The following is an 18,891-nucleotide window of genomic DNA, read 5'->3' on the forward strand; positions in this document are numbered from 1 at the left end:
TTTCACCATTTTGAAAGTAAAAAGCCTTTAGCAACGCTAAAGGCTTTTCTTGTTACTTAACCACATCAACCCATTGCCCTTTAATAAGGCTGTTGATGGAATTGTTGTACATGGCCTCACAATAAACCGCGGGTAAATAGTAATGCCCAGCATAAGCAGCGTTCAGCATTACATAATAAGTATATTCTTTGCCTTCGGTGAGGCTAAAATAAGTATTCACCCTATCGTCGCGAATGTCGCGATAATCTGAAGGCGATGATTTAAATACCTCATCGTTGTTGAGCATGCGACTGTTGAGTATTTCCCATCCCGAAGGGAATATTTGGGTAAGGGCCAGGTTGTCGTATCTGCCACGCCGGCCGGGGTTTTTAATATTTACCTGCGCAACAAAATCAGTGCCTTGTTTTAGCGTGGTGGGATCAATTGGCTTACCGCTCATGGTAAAATAACCAATACGCATCCCCATAATTTGCGGATCTACAAAAGTTTTAACATCAAGCCCTGACGATGGTTGACCTTTTTGTATCAATCTTATATAAAGTTTGTTAGTGCCATTGTTCTTAACTAATACTTTGCCTCCGTTGGTGCTTAAAGCCGACTGCCATATATAAGAAGCAGAGTTAACATTGCTACGGACAGCGCCCGCCTGATAATTAAAAGTAAGCTTGGCTGCCGCTTTGTTTTGGCCGCAATACTGGGCAATGGCAATAAGTGAATACGCCGTAGTTTGCGTGCTGTACCAGTCGTCCTGTGATAACCTTGCGGCCACGGTACCTAATTGCCCGGCTGCCTTTGCCTGCTGCCCTAACAGGGTAAGTGTTTCCAGGATCATGGCTTCGTCCCGCAAATCGGAGCCGTAAGTGCCGTACATGCTATTATAGGGTTTAATAGTGGTAGGCAAACCGGCAATTAATCTTAAACCTGCTTCCGGCTGTCCGGCAAGTTTATAGGCCGCCGCCAAACGCCATTTAGCCTCAACGCTTAAATATTTAAATTCACGCAGGCGGTTCATGGCTCCCAGTTCGGGCGAGCGGGCGAGGGCCAGCAGGTATAAACGATAGGCCTGGTTCAGGTCGTCGCCATAAAAGCTACGCGAGTCAGGCGCCCAGGTTTGTGCTTTTTGTTTCTGGTATTTTTTCCATTGCTCTATAAAGCCTAAAGGCATACTGTAACCTTTTGCTTGGGCGGCTAACATAAAATGCCCGGCATAGTTAGTTCCCCATTCATCGGCGCTGCCGCCATCGGGCCAATAACTTAAGCCGCCATCCTGCACCTGGAAGCCGTTTAGCCTGCTGATGGTTGCTTTAATGTTTCTCTCAACCTCTGCTTTTTGAATGGGCGAAAGGTCAAGCAACTGGCTTAAATACAGTTGAGGGAACGCTGATGACGTTGTTTGCTCAACGCAGCCGTGTGGATAAGCTATCAGGTAATCGAGCCGTTTACTCAGGTTTAATGGCGGAATGCTGGCAATCTCCAGCGTATTTTTGTTGGTGCCGTTAATGCCTACCGGCTGATAAGCGGTGTTCCAGGCCTCGCCGGGCTTAAGTTCCTTTTCCAATACCCGGGTTACCGGAGGGTTGGGGTTTCGTACATTAAGCTCAACATCATAAGCAGCTGTTTCCGAACCGCTTTTAGCTATGATCTTTACTTTACCTACACCTACAAAGTCTTTAACATTCAAGTCAAATGTAACCAGCTGATCGCCGGTTTTAGCGAAGGTGAGTGTTTTTGAATTGTTACCAGCCAGATTGCTGAACGCGTTTGATTGTACGGAAACGGTTACCGTTTTAATATTGGGTTCCATGGCAAACACGGTAACCGGCAACTGTATCTTTTCCTGCGGGCCAAGCACGCGGGGCAGGGTGGCCAGTATCATCAGCGGTTTTTTTACAGCCACAGCTTTTTCGGCAAAGCCGTATCCACCATCGTGCCCGGCAATTACCATAGCTTTAACAGAACCCACGTATTGGGGCAATTTAAAGGGCGTGGTTTGCTTTTCGCCCCTGGCAAGGTGAAATGGCCCCATGAATTTTACAACCGGCTTAAAACGGTTTACAGATGCATTCTTGTTGGTGCCCAAGTTGCCGTCGCCGCCTATACTTAAAATACGTTCCAGGCCGCCGCCAAAAGCGCCGATCACGTAATCAAATAAATCCCATGTTTTTACACCGAGGGCCTCACGGGCGTAAAAAGCATCATGCGGGTCGGGGGTTTTATAATTGGTAATGTCAAGCAAGCCTTCATCAACAATGGCAATGGTGTAGGTCATCTCTTTGCCCGATGCTTCGGATACGGTAATGGCCGACTGCGTTTCCGGACGGATCTTATCCGGCATACTGATCAGCGGTTTCAATATTGTTTCCGGGTCATCTATTTGCAGCGGTATTGCGCCATACATGCGTATGGGCAGGTCATTAACCGTTTGAGCATGCCGTTGCAGCAGGGTAACATTTACAAATATATTGGGGGCCATGGTTTCATCAACCGTAAAACGGTATTGAGTTTGGCCCTTTTTAGTATCTATCCAGGTGGTTTTTAAAACCCTGCTGCCATTTTCAAAGCTGATAAGCGCACGGCCATCAGCAGCTGTAGGAATGGTGAGCGTAGCCTGTTCGCCAACCTTATAGCTGGTTTTGTCAGACGTAAAAGATAACATGGCAGCTTCGGTAGGGTTAGTTTGCTGTAACCTTTCCGACCAGTTAGGCCAGTCTACATAAATGAATTTCCCGGTAGAGTGACCGGTTTGTTCATCTTTTACCTTGATAAGATAACGGCCCCAATCGGCTTTGGGGATGCGCAAGGTCCACTTACCGCGTCCGTTATTGAGCTGTACAGTAGCGGTGCTAATAAGCTTGTTATATTTATCCTGTGTAAAATTGCTTGTTTCATCCCCGGTTTGATCCCACCACCAGCGCCAGTGTACTTTGTATAGTTCTAACTGCACATTGCGGGTTCCGGCAAGGGCATTCCCATTTACATCAACATCGGCAATATCAATCTGATGGTCTTTATCCGTAACCAACATGCCCGAAAGATCGCTGCCGGCTGGTGTTTTAATACCTACATAGCCGGTATAAACATTATAGGGCAGGGTAGTTTGCTGTATGCTGAAATTGCCACCCGGCTCAAAAACTTTTACCAGGAAATTGGCCTTCAATTGTCCCGGGGCTTGTTTTTCTACATTGATGTTGGCATCAACAGTGGCAGTGCCTTCGGCGCTCAGCTTTCCATCAAATACCGTTTGGGTTTGCGTATTAAAGGCAAGGGTAGGATCGTCAAAAACATAATCTTCATACTTTTTAAAACTGGTTGTTTGCGGTGATAAAAACGCATCAACCTTAGCTTTGAGGTTCTGTGCCGCTCCGCCAAATAACCATTGCGCGCTAAGTTTTCCGTTGGCGTTATTGCCTTTGGTAAGTTCGGCCGCGTTACCGAATGTAAGGCTCAACTTCATGCGGTTTGGCATAATGGTCTCTACCTTTATCTTCTTTTCAAATAAAGCGCCGCCAACTTTTACTTTGGCCGTCCAATTACCGGTGGGCGATGAAGTTTCAGTAGCTGTATGAAAGCTGTAAAAACCATCTAACGCTTTTGTTTTATTGATGCGCCGGTATAGCTTGCCACTGGGGTCGTACAGTTCAAACTCTACCGGGTGGTCTGGCGGCAGGGTTTTTAATTTATCTTCCAGGATAAAGGAAACATAAATAGAATCGCCGGGGCGCCAAACACCACGTTCACCGTAAATAAAGCCTTTCAACCCGCTTTGTATTTCTTCTCCGCCCACATTAAAGCGGGTGAGGGGTAGGGAACTTCCGTCATCTAACTTTAAATAACCCCGTTGCTCGCCTTTTTTGGCTACCAGTAAATAAGGTTTACGCTTGAGATCAAATTTAACAATGCCATCCCCGCCCGAAGTGGTTTTATAGATCACCTGTTTCTGATAGTCGAGCAGCTCAAGTTCTACACCATCCATCGGTTTGGCGCTCAAAATGTCAGTTACAGCCACCAGCATGCTGTTATTAGTGCCGCGTTTGGCAATAAGGCCTATGTTTGATGCTATGATGTTGCGTGTAGCCCAACGCTGCTTGGTAAAGTAGGACGGAGTACAGGCATTATCCCTGTCCTGCCAGCTATAACCGTCGGGATAAAAATTATCATACCTCGACCAAAAATCATCATCTTCGTCATTTACCTTGCCGCTGTTGTTGCTGTAATAGTCACCTCCATACTCGTTATCTTCATCGTCCCCACTTTTGGCCCCCGCACCGAGAATGCTGCAGTTGTATAGCGAATATTCCTTCCTGAAGCCGATAACTACACGATAAATAGCGCCAGGTTCTGTACGGATCATCTGGTCAATATCCAGCATAAAACGGTTCTTTTTGTTCAGGTTTAAACCCTTATCAGTATCAAGCCTGATGGTTTTTTGTACAACCGGTTTACCCACCTGGCGTAATTCCTGGCCGCCATCAAAGCCATTGTTTTGAAAATATTGCGGTACGTTATTCTCGTATATCTTGATGATGCTTACATCAACGGCGTTCAAGTTTACCGCTTCAAAAGGCATCAAAAGCTTACCGGAATCAGGGAGGATCACGCCTTTGCCGGGAATGGTTACGCCAGGCAGGCGGTTTTCAAAAAATACGTTGGCTGTGTATGTTTTGGTAATCTTTTTGTGCGATATGTTTTCTACCCCCTCATTTACAAACACGCTGTAATTACCCTGAAGGCGCTCTGATGCATATACTTTTACAGTACTGCCGTCAATAGTGTAAGCTGCATCAGCAATGTTGCTGATGCCGATAAGACCGTTAAGTTCCTGACCAACCATAATCGCGTCAGAGAACTGAACCAATACGTATTGATCATTATCCTGCACGGCCCGTATGTCAAGTACTTTAAAATCGCCGATAGCCGGTACATCAAAACGCTGGCTGCCATTTTTATCGATGTTTAAACTGCCGCCGTTCCAATTAACAGTAACGGGCGTAACTTTGCCCGCCTGTCTTTTTAAACCTGTTATTTTAAAATGATGTGTTTTAATACCTGTATTGTGCTCCCAGCTTATTTTTACCGGGAAATCATAGTTAACCATGATCAGTTTTTCAACGAGCGCCGGGTCTTCAGAATCTGCGGTTTGTATTGTGCCATCCAACTTCATTTCGTCGGTAGCTGTGCTGGTTGCTGTTGTTAAGCCATTGAAACTTATATTGAAATCCGGTTTCATAACCTGGAAGCCGAATTTGAAATGCTCAAATTGGTTTGGCACATCAATCAGTTTACCTAAGTTAAAATCGGCACTGTAACTTTTGTCGGCGTCAAGTTTGCCATCGGGCTTAAATTCAATTGTGCGGGTGTCAACCCAATAGGCCTTTCCTTTTACAGAAGGGGAGAAGTCAAAAAGATCATTACTTACCTGCTCATTTTGCTGGTGGGTAACCTGCACCTGGCTGGCCAAACGGATCCTGATACGGCTATCTTTAGATATAACCCCTGTGGTATACGATTCGATGTACTTACTGAACGCGGGATCGACGGTAGTTTTTTTACTACCATTGGCTATAATGTAAATGATCAGTAATATAAGCACAAGGCCTGTGCCGGCAGTGATCAAGGTTTTACGCTTGCGGAATCTGGTATATCCGTTCTCCATGAATAGGTTTATTTAATATCATGTAAATTAAAAAATTTATGATAATAAATAATTAAACGGAAAACTTATTTTAAGAGGGAGGCTATCGTATCATTACTCCTGGTTTATTTAAAACCGGCAGCTTGATAAAGTTCATTTCCACAATGCTTTCAGGTAAAAAGATGAATTTTTTATCGTAGATATTTTTACCGATATAATAACTGAGCCAATATTCATTATTGAGGCCAAACGTTTGCTCATCAATAGGTTCAATAAGCTTTGACGATTGCCCCTGTACCTCCGGAAACATATGCCTTAAGGTTGATGTTTTTACCTGCACGCCATCTTTTTCGCCATAACCTTTTGAGGTTACCAGTACATTTTCGATGGGCTCGTTTTTAAGGTTAATGAGGTATACATACCAGATCTTGCTTTCAATACTCTCGCTCTCCAATGCTACTGCCACCGCAATATCCTGTACATTATTTTCGGGAAGGTCCTTTATCATATTTTAGTTGATTGGGTGAGTGGCTGATGAGGGATCAAATAACAGCGGGAAGTGTTCACTTAATCCCTCATCAGCCACTTACTAAAAATCACTTCTTTTTTGCTGCAGCTTTTTTCTTCGCAGGAGCTTTCTTAGTTACCGCTTTTGTCTGTGCTGCTTTGCCAAACCGTCCTTTTTTTGAATCTTTGGGCGTGGCATCGGCCAATGCCTTACACTCTTCATAAGTAAGGGTCAATGGATCCTTATCCTTAGGTATCTTAACGTTTAGCTTGCCAAATTCGATATAAGGGCCCCATCTGCCATTCAATACCCTAACTTCAGGATCCTCGTCAAAAGTTTTGATCAATTTCTCAGCATCTTTTTTACGTTTGGCGTTAATCAGCTCAATTGCCTGTTCCTCAGTTACATCCAGAGGATCTATTTCTTTTGGCAAAGAAACAAACGCGCCGTTATGACTAATATAAGGACCGAAACGCCCTATGGCAACCTTCATCACTTTGCCTTCATATTCGCCAACTGCTTTTGGCAATTTAAACAGTTCAAGTGCCTCTTCAAGGCTGATGGTTTCAATGCTCTGGCCTGTTCTTAAACTGGCATACAGTGGTTTTTCTTCTTTATTCTCCTCGGTAGCACTATCGCCCACCTGCACAAACGGGCCATAACGGCCTATGCGTACCGATACTTTTTTACCGTTTTCGGGATGTATCCCTAATTCACGTTCGCCGGTTGCCTTGTCAGCAGTTTCAATGGTGCTTTGTACCTCTTTATGAAAGGGATTATAAAAGTCATGGAGCATTGCTGTCCATTCTTTTAAGCCCTGAGCTATCTCGTCAAATTGCTTTTCAACGCAGGCGGTAAAGTTAAAATCAACAATATCTTTAAAATATTGCACCAGGAAATCGTTTACCACAGCGCCAATATCGGTTGGAAATAGTTTTCCGCGTTCAGCGCCGGTATTTTCAGTTTTGTTTTCTTTAACAATGGCATCACCTTTTAAAGTAAGCACCCTGAAGTTGCGTATTTTACCTTCGCGCTCTTCTTTAACAACATAACCGCGATTTTGTATGGTTGATATAGTAGGAGCGTAGGTTGACGGCCGGCCTATACCCAATTCTTCTAATTTTTTAACCAGGCTTGCCTCCGTGTACCGTGCCGGCGGACGAGAAAATCGCTCTGTTGCCGACATTTCCTGTAATGCCAGCCGCTGCCCCCGGGTTAAAGGCGGAAGCATAGCATTTTCGCCATCCTGCTGGGTATCGTCCTCTTCGTCATTAGATTCAAGGTATACTTTCAGGAAACCATCAAATTTCATTACCTCTCCATTGGCAGTAAGCTCTTCTTTACGGGTTGATATACTGATTTTTGCGGTAGTTTTTTCAAATTGCGCCTCGCTCATCTGCGAAGCAATGGCCCGTTTCCAGATCAGCTCATATAAACGTTTTTCGGCCGACTCCCCATCAATGGTATGGTTACTGAAATAGGTTGGCCTTATCGCCTCGTGGGCTTCCTGGGCGCTTGCATTTTTAGTTTTATATTTTCTAAGCTGATGGTATTTATCGCCATAGGCTGATACAATTTCTTTTTGGGCTGCGTCCAAAGCGGTTTCTGATAAGTTTACCGAGTCGGTACGCATATAGGTAATATTACCCGATTCGTAAAGACGTTGCGCAACCTGCATAGTACGGGCTACTGAATAACCCAGTTTGCGGCTGGCTTCCTGCTGTAGCGTTGAAGTGGTGAATGGAGCAGCCGGTGAACGTTTGGCCGGTTTGGTTTCTAATGAGCGGATGTCAAAATTGGCGCCAATGCAGTCGTTCAAAAACTGCTCAGCATCTTCCTGTTTTGCAAAACGCTCAGGCAACTCTGCTTTAAAAGCTTCTTTGCCTTTGCCAAACACGGCTACTATCTTAAATGCAGCCTCTGACTTAAATTTATTAATTTCCCTTTCGCGATCAACAATGAGCCTTACAGCTACTGATTGTACCCGGCCTGCGGAAAGCGAAGGCTTAACTTTTTTCCAGAGAACAGGGGAGAGCTCAAAACCTACCAGCCTGTCAAGTACACGCCTGGCTTGCTGTGCGTTAACCAGGTTATAGTCAATTTTGCGGGGTGTGTCAATTGCCTTTAATATAGCGGGCTTGGTTATTTCATGAAAAACAATACGTTTGGTACTGGCGTCTTTTAAACCCAGTGTTTCAAACAAATGCCAGGATATGGCCTCACCCTCGCGGTCCTCGTCCGATGCCAGCCAAACCATCTCTGCTTCTTTGGCCAATTTCTTTAACTCGCTAACTACCTGTTTTTTATCGGCCGGTACCTCATATTTTTGATTGAAGTTATTAGCTATATCAATCGCATCTTCGGATTTCACCAGGTCGCGGATGTGACCATAGCTCGACTTTACAGTAAAGTCTTTACCAAGGTATCCTTCAATAGTTTTGGCTTTCGCCGGAGATTCGACAATGAGTAAATTTTTGGCCATTTAAGCAGTTATTTTTTGCAAATAAAACATAAAGAAAGTGAAACGCAAGAAGAAAGTTGAAATGTTGTAAAGTTGGAATGATGTAAAGTTATCAGGAGGGGCTAAAAAACAGGGGTATTTTGCGGCTTAAATTTATTTATGCACATTGGAAAAGTGCAAGGCAGCATTTTAACTTTTATCCTTATAAATAAAACTAAATCTACATGAGGAAGCCACCGCCCAACAGGTCATTGCCTTCATAAAAAACAGCCGACTGGCCCGGCGCTATACCAGATACGGTATGATGAAAATCAACTTTCATATGTTCGCCCATTTGTATGATGGTGCTTTGGGTGCCGGCATCTTTATAGCGTATTTTGGTTATCGCCTCAATGGGCTCATTAATATTAGCGTATTTAACAAGATTAAGATTTTTAACCCAGGCTTGTTTGCGCTCAAGTTCATCGGCTGTACCTAAAGTTACGGTATTTGTTTGCGGATCAATGCCGGTAACAAACATAGGCTGACCTAATGCTATACCCAAACCTTTGCGCTGGCCAATGGTATAAAACGGGTAGCCCTGGTGTTTACCTACAATAGTGCCGTTTGTGAGCACGAAATTACCCCCGGCAACCTTTTCTTCCAGATCAGTCACCTTGTGCCTCAAAAAGGCCCGGTAGTCGTTATCAGGCACAAAACATATTTCATAGCTTTCACTTTTACCTGCAAGTTCCACCTGTCCCATATCCATAGCCATTTGCCTGATCTCGGGTTTTGAGAAGCTCCCCAAAGGGAATTTGGTACGTGCCAGGTTTTGCTGCGAAACTCCCCAAAGCACATATGACTGGTCTTTGTTTTCGTCTTTACCTTTTGATATTACATAACGCCCGTTATCCTGTAACCGGATGTTGGCATAATGACCGGTAGCAATAAATTCACAGTCGAGTTTATCTGCACGTTTTAAAAGCGCGTCCCATTTAATATGAGTGTTGCACAAAACGCATGGGTTAGGGGTACGGCCGGCCAGGTACTCATCAACAAAGTTATCGATCACAAAATCGCCGAACTCACTTCTGATGTCAAGTATATAATGCGGGAAGCCATAGCCCACAGCTAAAGCACGGGCATCATTGATGCTGTCGAGACTACAGCAACCTGTTTCTTTTGAACTTCCGCCGGACGAAGCATAATCCCAGGTTTTCATAGTAAGGCCGATAACTTCATAGCCCTGCTCATGCAGCATTACTGCTGCAACCGAACTATCAACGCCACCACTCATTGCCACTAATATCCTGCCATGCTTACTCATAATGCTGCAAAGATACCTTTTTTGATTTTATGTTAGTATTTATTGGGTCAGCAGAGGGTAAAATGAAAGTGCATAAAGAAATATGGTTATTAATTTATAGTTAATTAACATTAATAATCAATTTATTACTTAGTTTATATGAAGTATTAATTCGGCTTTAAGTTTAAGGATTACACAGTTTATAGCAGTCATTTGATCTGTCACCCATTGCAGGCTTTAATTTTTTGGATGATATCAGGAATAAGCAAACCGGATGAAGGCGAGTACTTTATAGTTTTTTGAGCTAAAATCAAAAAAAGCACAAAAAAATGCGTTCTGGGGCAATAAATGATCTCAAATCTGAGCTTTTTTATACGTGTAATTCATACACGTATTTTAATATTTCGAGGTTTTTTTTGCAATTCTTTTAATGAATAAATGTGCGACTGACCATTGTAAAAAACATGTAAGTTTTTTGTTAAAAAAAACGCAAAAATGCATGGCACTATTGTAACGTCGGTATTACATTTTAAATTTGTTATACCCTAATTAATTTAAAGATGATAAGCCAGTTGACACTTGAACAGAAACTGCAAGGAATGATTTTAGTGATTATTTGCTTTGTTGCCATAGCAAACTATCTGATTAAATAATTGCCGAGCGAACAGTGAGAAAAAAATTTAAGGTGCTTTTTGAGCACCTTTTTTGTTGCGGTAATGTTAATTTATTGTTACGGATTGCGGGTTTGCCCGCTGCCCTTAACTATCCATTTATAGCTGGTCAATTCGTCGAGCCCCATTGGGCCGCGGGCATGTAATTTTTGGGTGCTTATGCCAATTTCGGCTCCGAGGCCAAATTGTGCTCCATCTGTAAACGCGGTTGAAACATTGGCGTAAACAGCAGCGGCATCAACATTATTTAAAAACGCGGCAATGTTCTCAGCATCTTCTGAAATTATGGCCTCGCTATGCTTGGAGCCATTTACAGCTATGTGTTCAAGCGCCTGGTTAAAATCAGCAACCGTTTTAATGGCCATTTTCATCGACAAAAATTCTGTTCCAAAATGTTCAGGCTGGGCCTTATGAAGCAGGTATTCGGGATAATTGTCCTTTAAAGCCGCATAAGCTTGTTCATCCGCAAAAAGTTCAACCTGTTTTTCCCCGAGGATACTGGTAAGCTGGGGCAGCTCATTTATGCGGTTAGCATGAATAATTAAACAATCAAGCGCGTTGCACACGCTCACACGGCGTGTTTTGGCGTTGGCAATAATTTCGGCCCCTTTTGCAAGATCACCAGATTCATCAAAGTATGTGTGCACTATGCCGGCGCCGGTTTCAATTACAGGCACCTTACTATGGCCACGAACAAAGTTTATTAACGACTGACTTCCCCTGGGGATCAATACATCCACATAACCAACAGCGTTTAATAACGCAGCAGTAGCATCCCTGTCGGCCGGCAGCAATGTTACTATGTTCACATCTAATTTATGCCTGAGCAGTACTTTATGGATCACAGAGATAATAGCCCGGTTTGAAAAATCAGCATCGCTGCCGCCTTTCAAAATACTAATATTCCCTGTTTTGAAACAGAGGGCAAACACATCAAAAGTTACATTTGGCCTTGCTTCATAAATAACGCCAACTACCCCCAACGGTACGCGTACCTTACTAATTAAAAGTCCATTAGGCATATTGGTTTCCGAAAGCTGTTTGCCCAGTGGACTGTCCAGGTGCGCAACATTTACCATTTCGCCGGCAATAGCCTCAATTCTGGCTGCGGTAAGTTTCAACCTGTCATATTTAGGATCTTCCGTGTCCATACGGTCCAGGTCCTTTTTATTTTCGGCCAGTAAATATTCTGTTTGAGCAATGGCTTCGGCAGCTACATCCTGTAATACCTGATTTATTAAAGCAGGAGCAGGGGTGGTTTGCCTGCCCGCAACAAGAGCGTTCCTGAAATAGTTGTCGTAATTCATAGCTTAACCCTGTAAATAAAGATAATCATAATGCACTAAAGGCTTCTGGTTTTTTTGTCCTATTCGTTCTTTGGCCTTATCGGCACCGTATTCAGCGATACCCAGTCCTATAAGCTTATTTTTTTCATCCAGGAGCTTTATAATGTCTCCCTTTTTAAAATCGGTTATAACATTAACAATGCCAACCGGCAGCAAACTGGTAGCCTTGCTGGATATGAGTGCGGCCCTGGCGCCGTCATTAACTTTTACCGCGCCCGTAGCCGATTTTTCTGAATGAGCTATCCATTTCTTTTTGCCAGATGCCGTTTTATTTGGGACGAAGCGAGTATGAATAACTTTGTTTTCTAACACATCGGTTAAAATATGGTCACGCGTTCCGTTGGCTATATGTACCGCGATACCTAACTGGGCGGTTTTTTGCGACATGGTTGATTTGGTGATCATACCGCCCCGGCCAAATTGCGACCGCCCTGACGAAACAAATGTCGCGAAATCAACCACAGAGCCGGCAACTTCTTCAATCACTGTTGACCCGGGCGCTTTTGGATCTCCGTTATAGATACCATCAACATTGGTTAAAACAATAAGTGCCTGTGCATTAAGCATTGATGCAATAAGGCCCGCCAGTTCATCATTGTCGGTAAACATCAATTCGGTTACTGATACTACATCATTTTCATTAACAACAGGGATCACCTGGTGCTGTAATAGCAGCTCCAAACAGTTCTTCATGTTCAGATAATGCATCCTGTCCCTGAAATCTTCTTTGGTGACTAATACCTGCGAGCAAAGGATGTTAAAGCGCTCAAAAAGACTGGAGTAGGTGTTAATAAGCTTAACCTGGCCAATAGATGCCAGTAACTGCCTTGCGGCAATGGCGTCATATTTTTCTGAAATGGTGATCAGGCTTCGGCCTGAGGCCACAGCTCCTGATGAAACCAGGATAACCTCTTTTCCCTGTTTTTTTATCGCGGCTATCTGGCCAACCAAATGCTCAATCCGTTGAAGATCGGGGAGGCCGTTCTCCTTGGTGAAAACATTTGAGCCAATTTTAATAATGATGCGTTGATAATTAAAGGACATTTTAGCATAAAATAAGAATCTTCAATATTACGAATTTAAACCACCAAAATAATCAAATTGGGAAATAAAATAGCCATAATGACATAGTATTGATTGAAATTCGGTTGTATTTGACTAAAATAGATATGAATTGGTGATTTTGCAGTTGATAAGACGGTTTTTAAGTTAAAAATCTTCTTTTTTAATTAAAAAATGAGCAGAATGCTACTTTTTGCTTTAAGAAAGTGATTAATTGATTGTTTTTGCCCCGCATCTGGGTCAAGATTTAAAGAGCGTAAAGACCCCGCGCACAACAAATATTTGAAAAAAATCTGGAAAAAGATTTGAGGGTTGTTATTTTTTTATATTTTTGTCGACTAATTCTATAGATTATGTATCATTATTGCAAAATTGCTTTATCTTACACCCTTAATATGCAGGCATCTGCTGCGTGTTGTTGATGATTTGAGCTTACATCTGTCAAAACAATTAATCAACACATTTAAAAACCACCACATTATTATTCATGAAAATTTTTACTAATTCACTAAAGCTTATTGCGCTTTTTCTTACGCTTATACCGGCTATAAGTTATGCGCAGCTTAACGGTTCATACATTTTAAGCGGAAAAGTGAATGACGACCATGGTCAGCCATTAGTTGGAACCACAGTTACCATAAAAGGTACCAAGAACAGTGCCGCGACAGATACTGCGGGCAAGTTTTCGTTAACAACAAATGCCAAATTGCCTTACACACTGGTTTTTACCGCAGTAGGTTTTCAACCGCAGGAGTTTTTTATTAAAAATGCCAACAGCGCTTTAAATATCCAGCTAACTACGCAATCATTGCTTATCAATGAGGTAGTTGTTACCGCGTCGCGCAAGGAGGAAAAACTTTTGCGGTCACCGGTAGCTATTGAAAAATTAAGTATCAATGCGTTAAAACAATCGCCAGGGCCAAGTTTTTATGATGCCCTGGAGAATGTAAAAGGCGTACAGATGACCACCACCAGTATCACGCTTAAGGTACCTAATACCCGCGGGTTTAACAGCCCTAACAATTTCAGGTTTATGCAACTGGTTGATGGTGTTGACATGCAATCGGCAACGCTGGGCGTACCGCTTGGAAATGCCATTGGCCCAACCGAACTGGATATTGCCAGCATTGAAATTACACCAGGTGCCGCAGCCGCTTTATATGGAACCAATGCTATAAATGGCTTATCAAACTTATTTACCAAAGACCCTTTCAAATACCAGGGGCTTAGCTTTTATCACCGCCAGGGCTTAAACCATGTGGGCAATGACAGACTGGGAGCAAGCACGCTCACCGAAGACGCGTTGCGGTATGCCAAGGCCTTTAATGATAAGTTTGCCTTTAAAGTTAACTTTAGCTATATGCAGGGTACCGACTGGCAGTCAAACACACAAAAAGATCAAAATCCGCAAAACCTCAAAACAGCTAATCCGGCATTCCCCGAGCTATCAGGTGCAAGTAACGCTGCTTATGATGGCTGGAACAAATATGGCGACGATGCCCTGGCCGGTAGTAATACGGTAGTTGTAAAAGGTATAGTTGTTGATGGTGTTACCCGGCCAAACCTAACGGTAGCGCGTACTGGCTACAACGAGGTTGACCTGGTTGACCCTAAAGTGACCAACTTAAAATTAGATGGTACGCTATCCTATAAAATAACTCCAAACACATTGCTATCATACACTTATCGTTATGGAAGGATGGATGGCGTTTTTCAGCGTGGCAATAAAATTTCGCTGGACGGTGCCACCGTACAAAACCATAAAGTAGAGTTAAAGGGAAAAGATTTCCTGGTTCGTGCTTATGAGTCCATTGAGAATACAGGCAATTCATTTAACGTAAAGCCTTTGGCCGATAACCTTGATCTTAACCATGCCAGTAATTCTACCTGGGGTACAACGTTTAAAAACGCGCTTACGGCTTATGGCAATGCTAACGGCGGTTTAACGTCGGCAAATCTTGCCGCTGCAGAGCAGGCCGCGCGCAAAGCCGCTGACGCTGGTAGAGTAGAGCCTGGCACCCCCGAATTTAATTCCCTGCGAAAAACAATAATAGGTATCAATAACTGGGACATTAAATCGAGCCTGATACCTAACGCCCCGGTTACCGGTGGCGCGGCCCTGGTACAAAAAAGCCATATGTATAATGCCGAAGCTCAATGGGACCTTACGGATAAAGTAAAAGTAGTTGACCTGCTGGTGGGCGGCGACGTGCGTGTATATTCTATTATTCCCGATGGAAATAATTTTGTTGACTTTAGCCGTCCTATTGCCGACAGGAATACGCCATTAGCCGATGGTAGCTTCGGCAAAAATGTGACCTATAAAAAATATGGTGCATTCACCCAGCTTACCAAAACCTTTTTTGATAATAAATTAAAGCTGTTTGGCTCTGTAAGGTGGGATTATAACCCTTATTTCGACCCCAAATTTACACCCCGTCTGGCCGCGGTTTATTCTGTTAATGAAAATCATAACTTTAGGTTCACCTTTCAAAATGGCTACCGCTTCCCGTCCTTATTTGAGGCATTGTCCTACGTTAACAATGGCCGGGTAAAACGTGTGGGCAGTTTGCCTTTCATTAATGACGGACTGGGATATTTAGGCAACAGCTATACGCAATCGTCGGTAGCTACATTTAACGCTGCTGTAAATGCTGCTCCAGGCAGTGCAAGCGGCACTGATGCTACCGCTCTTGCTAACAGAAATTTATTGAAAGTAGCTGACCTGCCTCCGGCAAGACCAGAGCAGATCACTTCTTACGAAGTAGGTTATAAAGGCATAGTTGCCAATAACAAGGTATTTATTGATATAGATGCCTATACCAACCGCTATGATGGATTTTTAGGACAGGTACAGGTATTTGTGCCCAATGGCGCAACTGTTGGCTCTGACGCAGCCGTATTGGCCATGCTTGACATAAACCGAGACCCGACTACAGGTACCGCTACAAATGCGGCCAGCCAGGGTCAAAGCAGGTACAGGGTTTATACCAATGCCAAAAATATTTATCATAACTATGGCTCGTCGGCCGGTGTTTCTTATAATTTCTATAAGAGATATACCGTATCAGGGAACGTAAGCTTTAATAAATTAAAGGCTCAGTCGGCTTCCGATATTTTTGTGACCGGCTTTAATACACCGGAATGGTCTGGTAATGTATCGTTTGGTAACCGCGAGGTAGCTAAAAACCTGGGCTTTAACGTAGTATATAAATGGCAGGAATCATTCTTATGGGAAAGTCCGCTGGTAACCGGAACAGTGCCGGCTATAGGTACATTTGATGCACAGGTTACCTATCGCGTGCCTGTGTACTATGCTACCTTTAAACTGGGTGCAAGCAATATATTTAATAAAAGATATATTCAATACGCAGGCGGCCCAACAATAGGAGGGTTATATTATGTATCGGTTACGCTTGATGGTTTGCTGAGCAAACAGCAACAATAGCACACTTTTTAATACGTTTTATATAGTTTTTTAAGGTGGATGGGCTGAAATGTTCATCCACTTTTTTTATGTGGCTTATAAAACAAGGTTGCTGTGAATGTGTGCGATGGTTAGCATGACTTGTTCCTTTTACGGGGATAGCGCTATACGAGCCGAAGTCTTCAGAACAAAAAAAGCCGGAGATCAATTTGATCAACCGGCTTAGGTGTATAATTAAAAAAGCGTCTTTAGCTTACTTGGCAGTCACTTCATGCAATCCGCATTCTTTTTTGGATTGATCTTCCCACCACCAGCGTCCGGCACGGAAATCTTCACCTTCGGCAACGGCGCGGGTACAGGGCGCACAGCCTATGCTCGGGAAACCTTTATCATGCAGTGAGTTATATGGAATGTTATGTTGCTTAATATAAGCTTTTACGTCATCCAATGTCCAGTCAAAAATGGGGTGGAACTTTACCAGTTGGTTCTGCTCGTCCCATTCTACGTTTTCCATATCGTGCCGATTGGCTGATTGATCGGCGCGGATACCGGTGATCCAGATTTTATTACCTTTTAGCGCCCGTTTAAGAGGTTCAATTTTACGGATACCGCAGCACTCCTTGCGGTTCTCTACAGACTCATAAAAACTGTTAGGCCCCTTTTTATTTACCATATCGGCCACAAGGTCCTGATTAGGGAAATAGGCGTATATGGGCTGTTTATACCTGTCCATAGTACTGCTCCATACCGAATAGGTTTCGCGAAAAAGCCTGCCGGTTTCTAAGGTAAAAACCTTTATGGGTAACTTATTGGCAAATATCATGTGGCTTATGGCCTGGTCTTCCCAGCCAAAACTTGTCGAAAATACAATTTCGCCTGGAAACAATTCAGCCAGCTTGCTCAGTGCCTCAACAGGCTCAAGGCCTGCTGTTATATTTTTTATATGTTTAACTACTTCGCTCATATTATAAAACCTTTGTAACAAAAGTGATTATCGATTTTATACTAACAAGTATCACGATAATCCCTACCGAAACCATGATGGTTTTTGTTGATATCTTATTAGAGATGCGGGCTGCTATTGGCGATGCCAGCGCACTGCCCAGTATAAGTCCGGCTACAGCCTGCCAATGATCGCTTGTAACCATGGTGATAAAGGTTAGGGAGCCCATCATCGCGATGAAAAACCGTGATAATTTTACAGTGCCCAAAGAAAACCGCGGACTACGGCCACCGGCAATAAGGGTAGACAATACAATAGAACCCCAACCGCCACCGCCAACGGCATCAATAAAACCACCGCCTAAACCAAGCAAGGAAATTCTTTTCACTTTATCGGCCGATTTTTTCCGTTTAACGTTAAACGCTTTTGATAATATTACACAGCCCAGTATCAACGTATACAATGATACAACCGGTTTGGTGTACTGACTGTAATGTTCCAACGACGACAACAAATAAGCCCCGGTAACCGCACCGATGATGCCCGGTATCACCAATAATTTAAAGAGCTTCCAGTTGATATTGCCCATGCGATAATGCATCCATCCGGCAATGCCGCAGCTCAATATTTCAGAAAGGTGAACCCCCATGCTGGCCGAAGCCGGCGGAATACCCATAGACAAGGAAAATGTGGTGGAAGTAACGCCGTATGACATCCCTATAGCGCCATCAATCATCGCGAACACAAAGCCTGCGCCTAAAAAGTAATAAAATATGGGATCAATTCCGGTTACAAAATCTTTAAATCCCGGTTCTTTTAAATACAGCGCAGTTATTACCACGGCCATAGACAAAATGATGGTTGACCAAATAAGCCATATGAAATTTTTATTTGCACTTGGTTTTGGTTCAACCAATACCGAGGTTACGCTATTCAATTTCCTAACCTTGTCTGCAAAATCGCCGCTCAATGTATTTCTAAGCTCACTCATCTGTTGCAGGGTAATATCCAACTCGTCAGGTATGCTTTCGTTTAAAACCTCTTTTAATCGTTTGGCTATGGTAGGTGATTTTCCGTTGGTGGAGATCGCGAGTTTTAAATCGCCTTTTTGTACTACAGACGCAAGATAAAAATCGCACAGCGCCGGTTTATCAGCTACGTTAATGAGCAGCTTACGGTCATGCGCCGCCTGGCGGATATAATTGTTCAGGTCGCTGTCATTGGTTGCTGCTATCACCACTTCGGCATTATTCAGATCCTCATCAACAAATGATTTCTGAATTACAGTTACTCCCTCATGCCCGGCCGCCAGTTCATGTACCTCGGGCAAAAAATCGCGCGAAATAACGGTTACCTTCGCCTGGTTACTGTTGTGTAAAATGCCGGTAAGCTTCTCTAAACCAACCTTGCCGCCACCTACAAGTACGGTATGCAGGTTGTTCAGTTTTAAAAAAACAGGAAATAGCTGGTTGCCTCCGTTTTCTTCTGGCTGCACCTTTGTTAAGCCACTATCCTTTGGCAACAATGTCATTTTATTTTGAAATTTATATGGC

At 43.3% G+C, this 18,891-nt stretch carries 9 protein-coding genes; 1 reads left to right on the forward strand and 8 read right to left on the reverse strand.

The features are described 5' to 3' along the window. Positions 1-52: 52 nt before the first annotated feature. The 6 genes from J2W55_RS15055 to proB form a co-directional block, all read right to left on the reverse strand. Positions 53-5,653, reverse strand: a complete 5,601-nt coding sequence (locus J2W55_RS15055; protein ID WP_310097123.1) for an alpha-2-macroglobulin family protein — start codon at positions 5,651-5,653, stop codon at positions 53-55. An 82-nt stretch (positions 5,654-5,735) separates the two neighbouring features. Beyond that, positions 5,736-6,140 (reverse strand): hypothetical protein, encoded by a 405-nt coding sequence (locus J2W55_RS15060; protein ID WP_310097126.1) that lies wholly within the window; start codon positions 6,138-6,140, stop codon positions 5,736-5,738. 88 nt (positions 6,141-6,228) lie between these two features. Next, entirely contained in the window at positions 6,229-8,622 is a 2,394-nt protein-coding gene (gene topA, locus J2W55_RS15065) for a type I DNA topoisomerase (protein WP_310097129.1), read from the reverse strand. A 199-nt stretch (positions 8,623-8,821) separates the two neighbouring features. Then, the gene (gene mnmA / locus J2W55_RS15070; protein WP_310097132.1) at positions 8,822-9,910 is read right to left on the reverse strand and encodes a tRNA 2-thiouridine(34) synthase MnmA; all 1,089 of its coding nucleotides are present in this window, start codon (positions 9,908-9,910) and stop codon (positions 8,822-8,824) included. Between the two features lie 709 nt (positions 9,911-10,619). Then, positions 10,620-11,867 carry a glutamate-5-semialdehyde dehydrogenase gene (locus J2W55_RS15075; RefSeq protein ID WP_310097135.1) on the reverse strand — a complete coding sequence of 416 codons (1,248 nt, stop codon included), beginning with the start codon at positions 11,865-11,867 and terminating at the stop codon, positions 10,620-10,622. A gap of 3 nt (positions 11,868-11,870) precedes the next feature. Further along, entirely contained in the window at positions 11,871-12,950 is a 1,080-nt protein-coding gene (gene proB, locus J2W55_RS15080; protein ID WP_310097137.1) for a glutamate 5-kinase, read from the reverse strand. Between the two features lie 505 nt (positions 12,951-13,455). On the opposite strand from proB, the gene J2W55_RS15085 reads away from it, so the two are divergent. Beyond that, the gene (locus J2W55_RS15085; RefSeq protein WP_310097141.1) at positions 13,456-16,416 is read left to right on the forward strand and encodes a TonB-dependent receptor; all 2,961 of its coding nucleotides are present in this window, start codon (positions 13,456-13,458) and stop codon (positions 16,414-16,416) included. A 232-nt stretch (positions 16,417-16,648) separates the two neighbouring features. On the opposite strand, the gene J2W55_RS15090 is transcribed toward J2W55_RS15085, so the two are convergent. Together J2W55_RS15090 and J2W55_RS15095 are read right to left on the reverse strand one after the other, a co-directional pair. After that, positions 16,649-17,359 (reverse strand): phosphoadenylyl-sulfate reductase, encoded by a 711-nt coding sequence (locus tag J2W55_RS15090; RefSeq protein WP_310097144.1) that lies wholly within the window; start codon positions 17,357-17,359, stop codon positions 16,649-16,651. 1 nt (position 17,360) lies between these two features. Next, complete coding sequence (locus tag J2W55_RS15095) at positions 17,361-18,869, reverse strand: siroheme synthase domain-containing protein (RefSeq protein ID WP_310097147.1); 1,509 nt, start codon at positions 18,867-18,869, stop codon at positions 17,361-17,363. Positions 18,870-18,891 lie beyond the last annotated feature (22 nt).

This window comes from Mucilaginibacter pocheonensis, from assembly GCF_031456535.1.
Lineage (GTDB): Bacteria > Bacteroidota > Bacteroidia > Sphingobacteriales > Sphingobacteriaceae > Mucilaginibacter > Mucilaginibacter pocheonensis.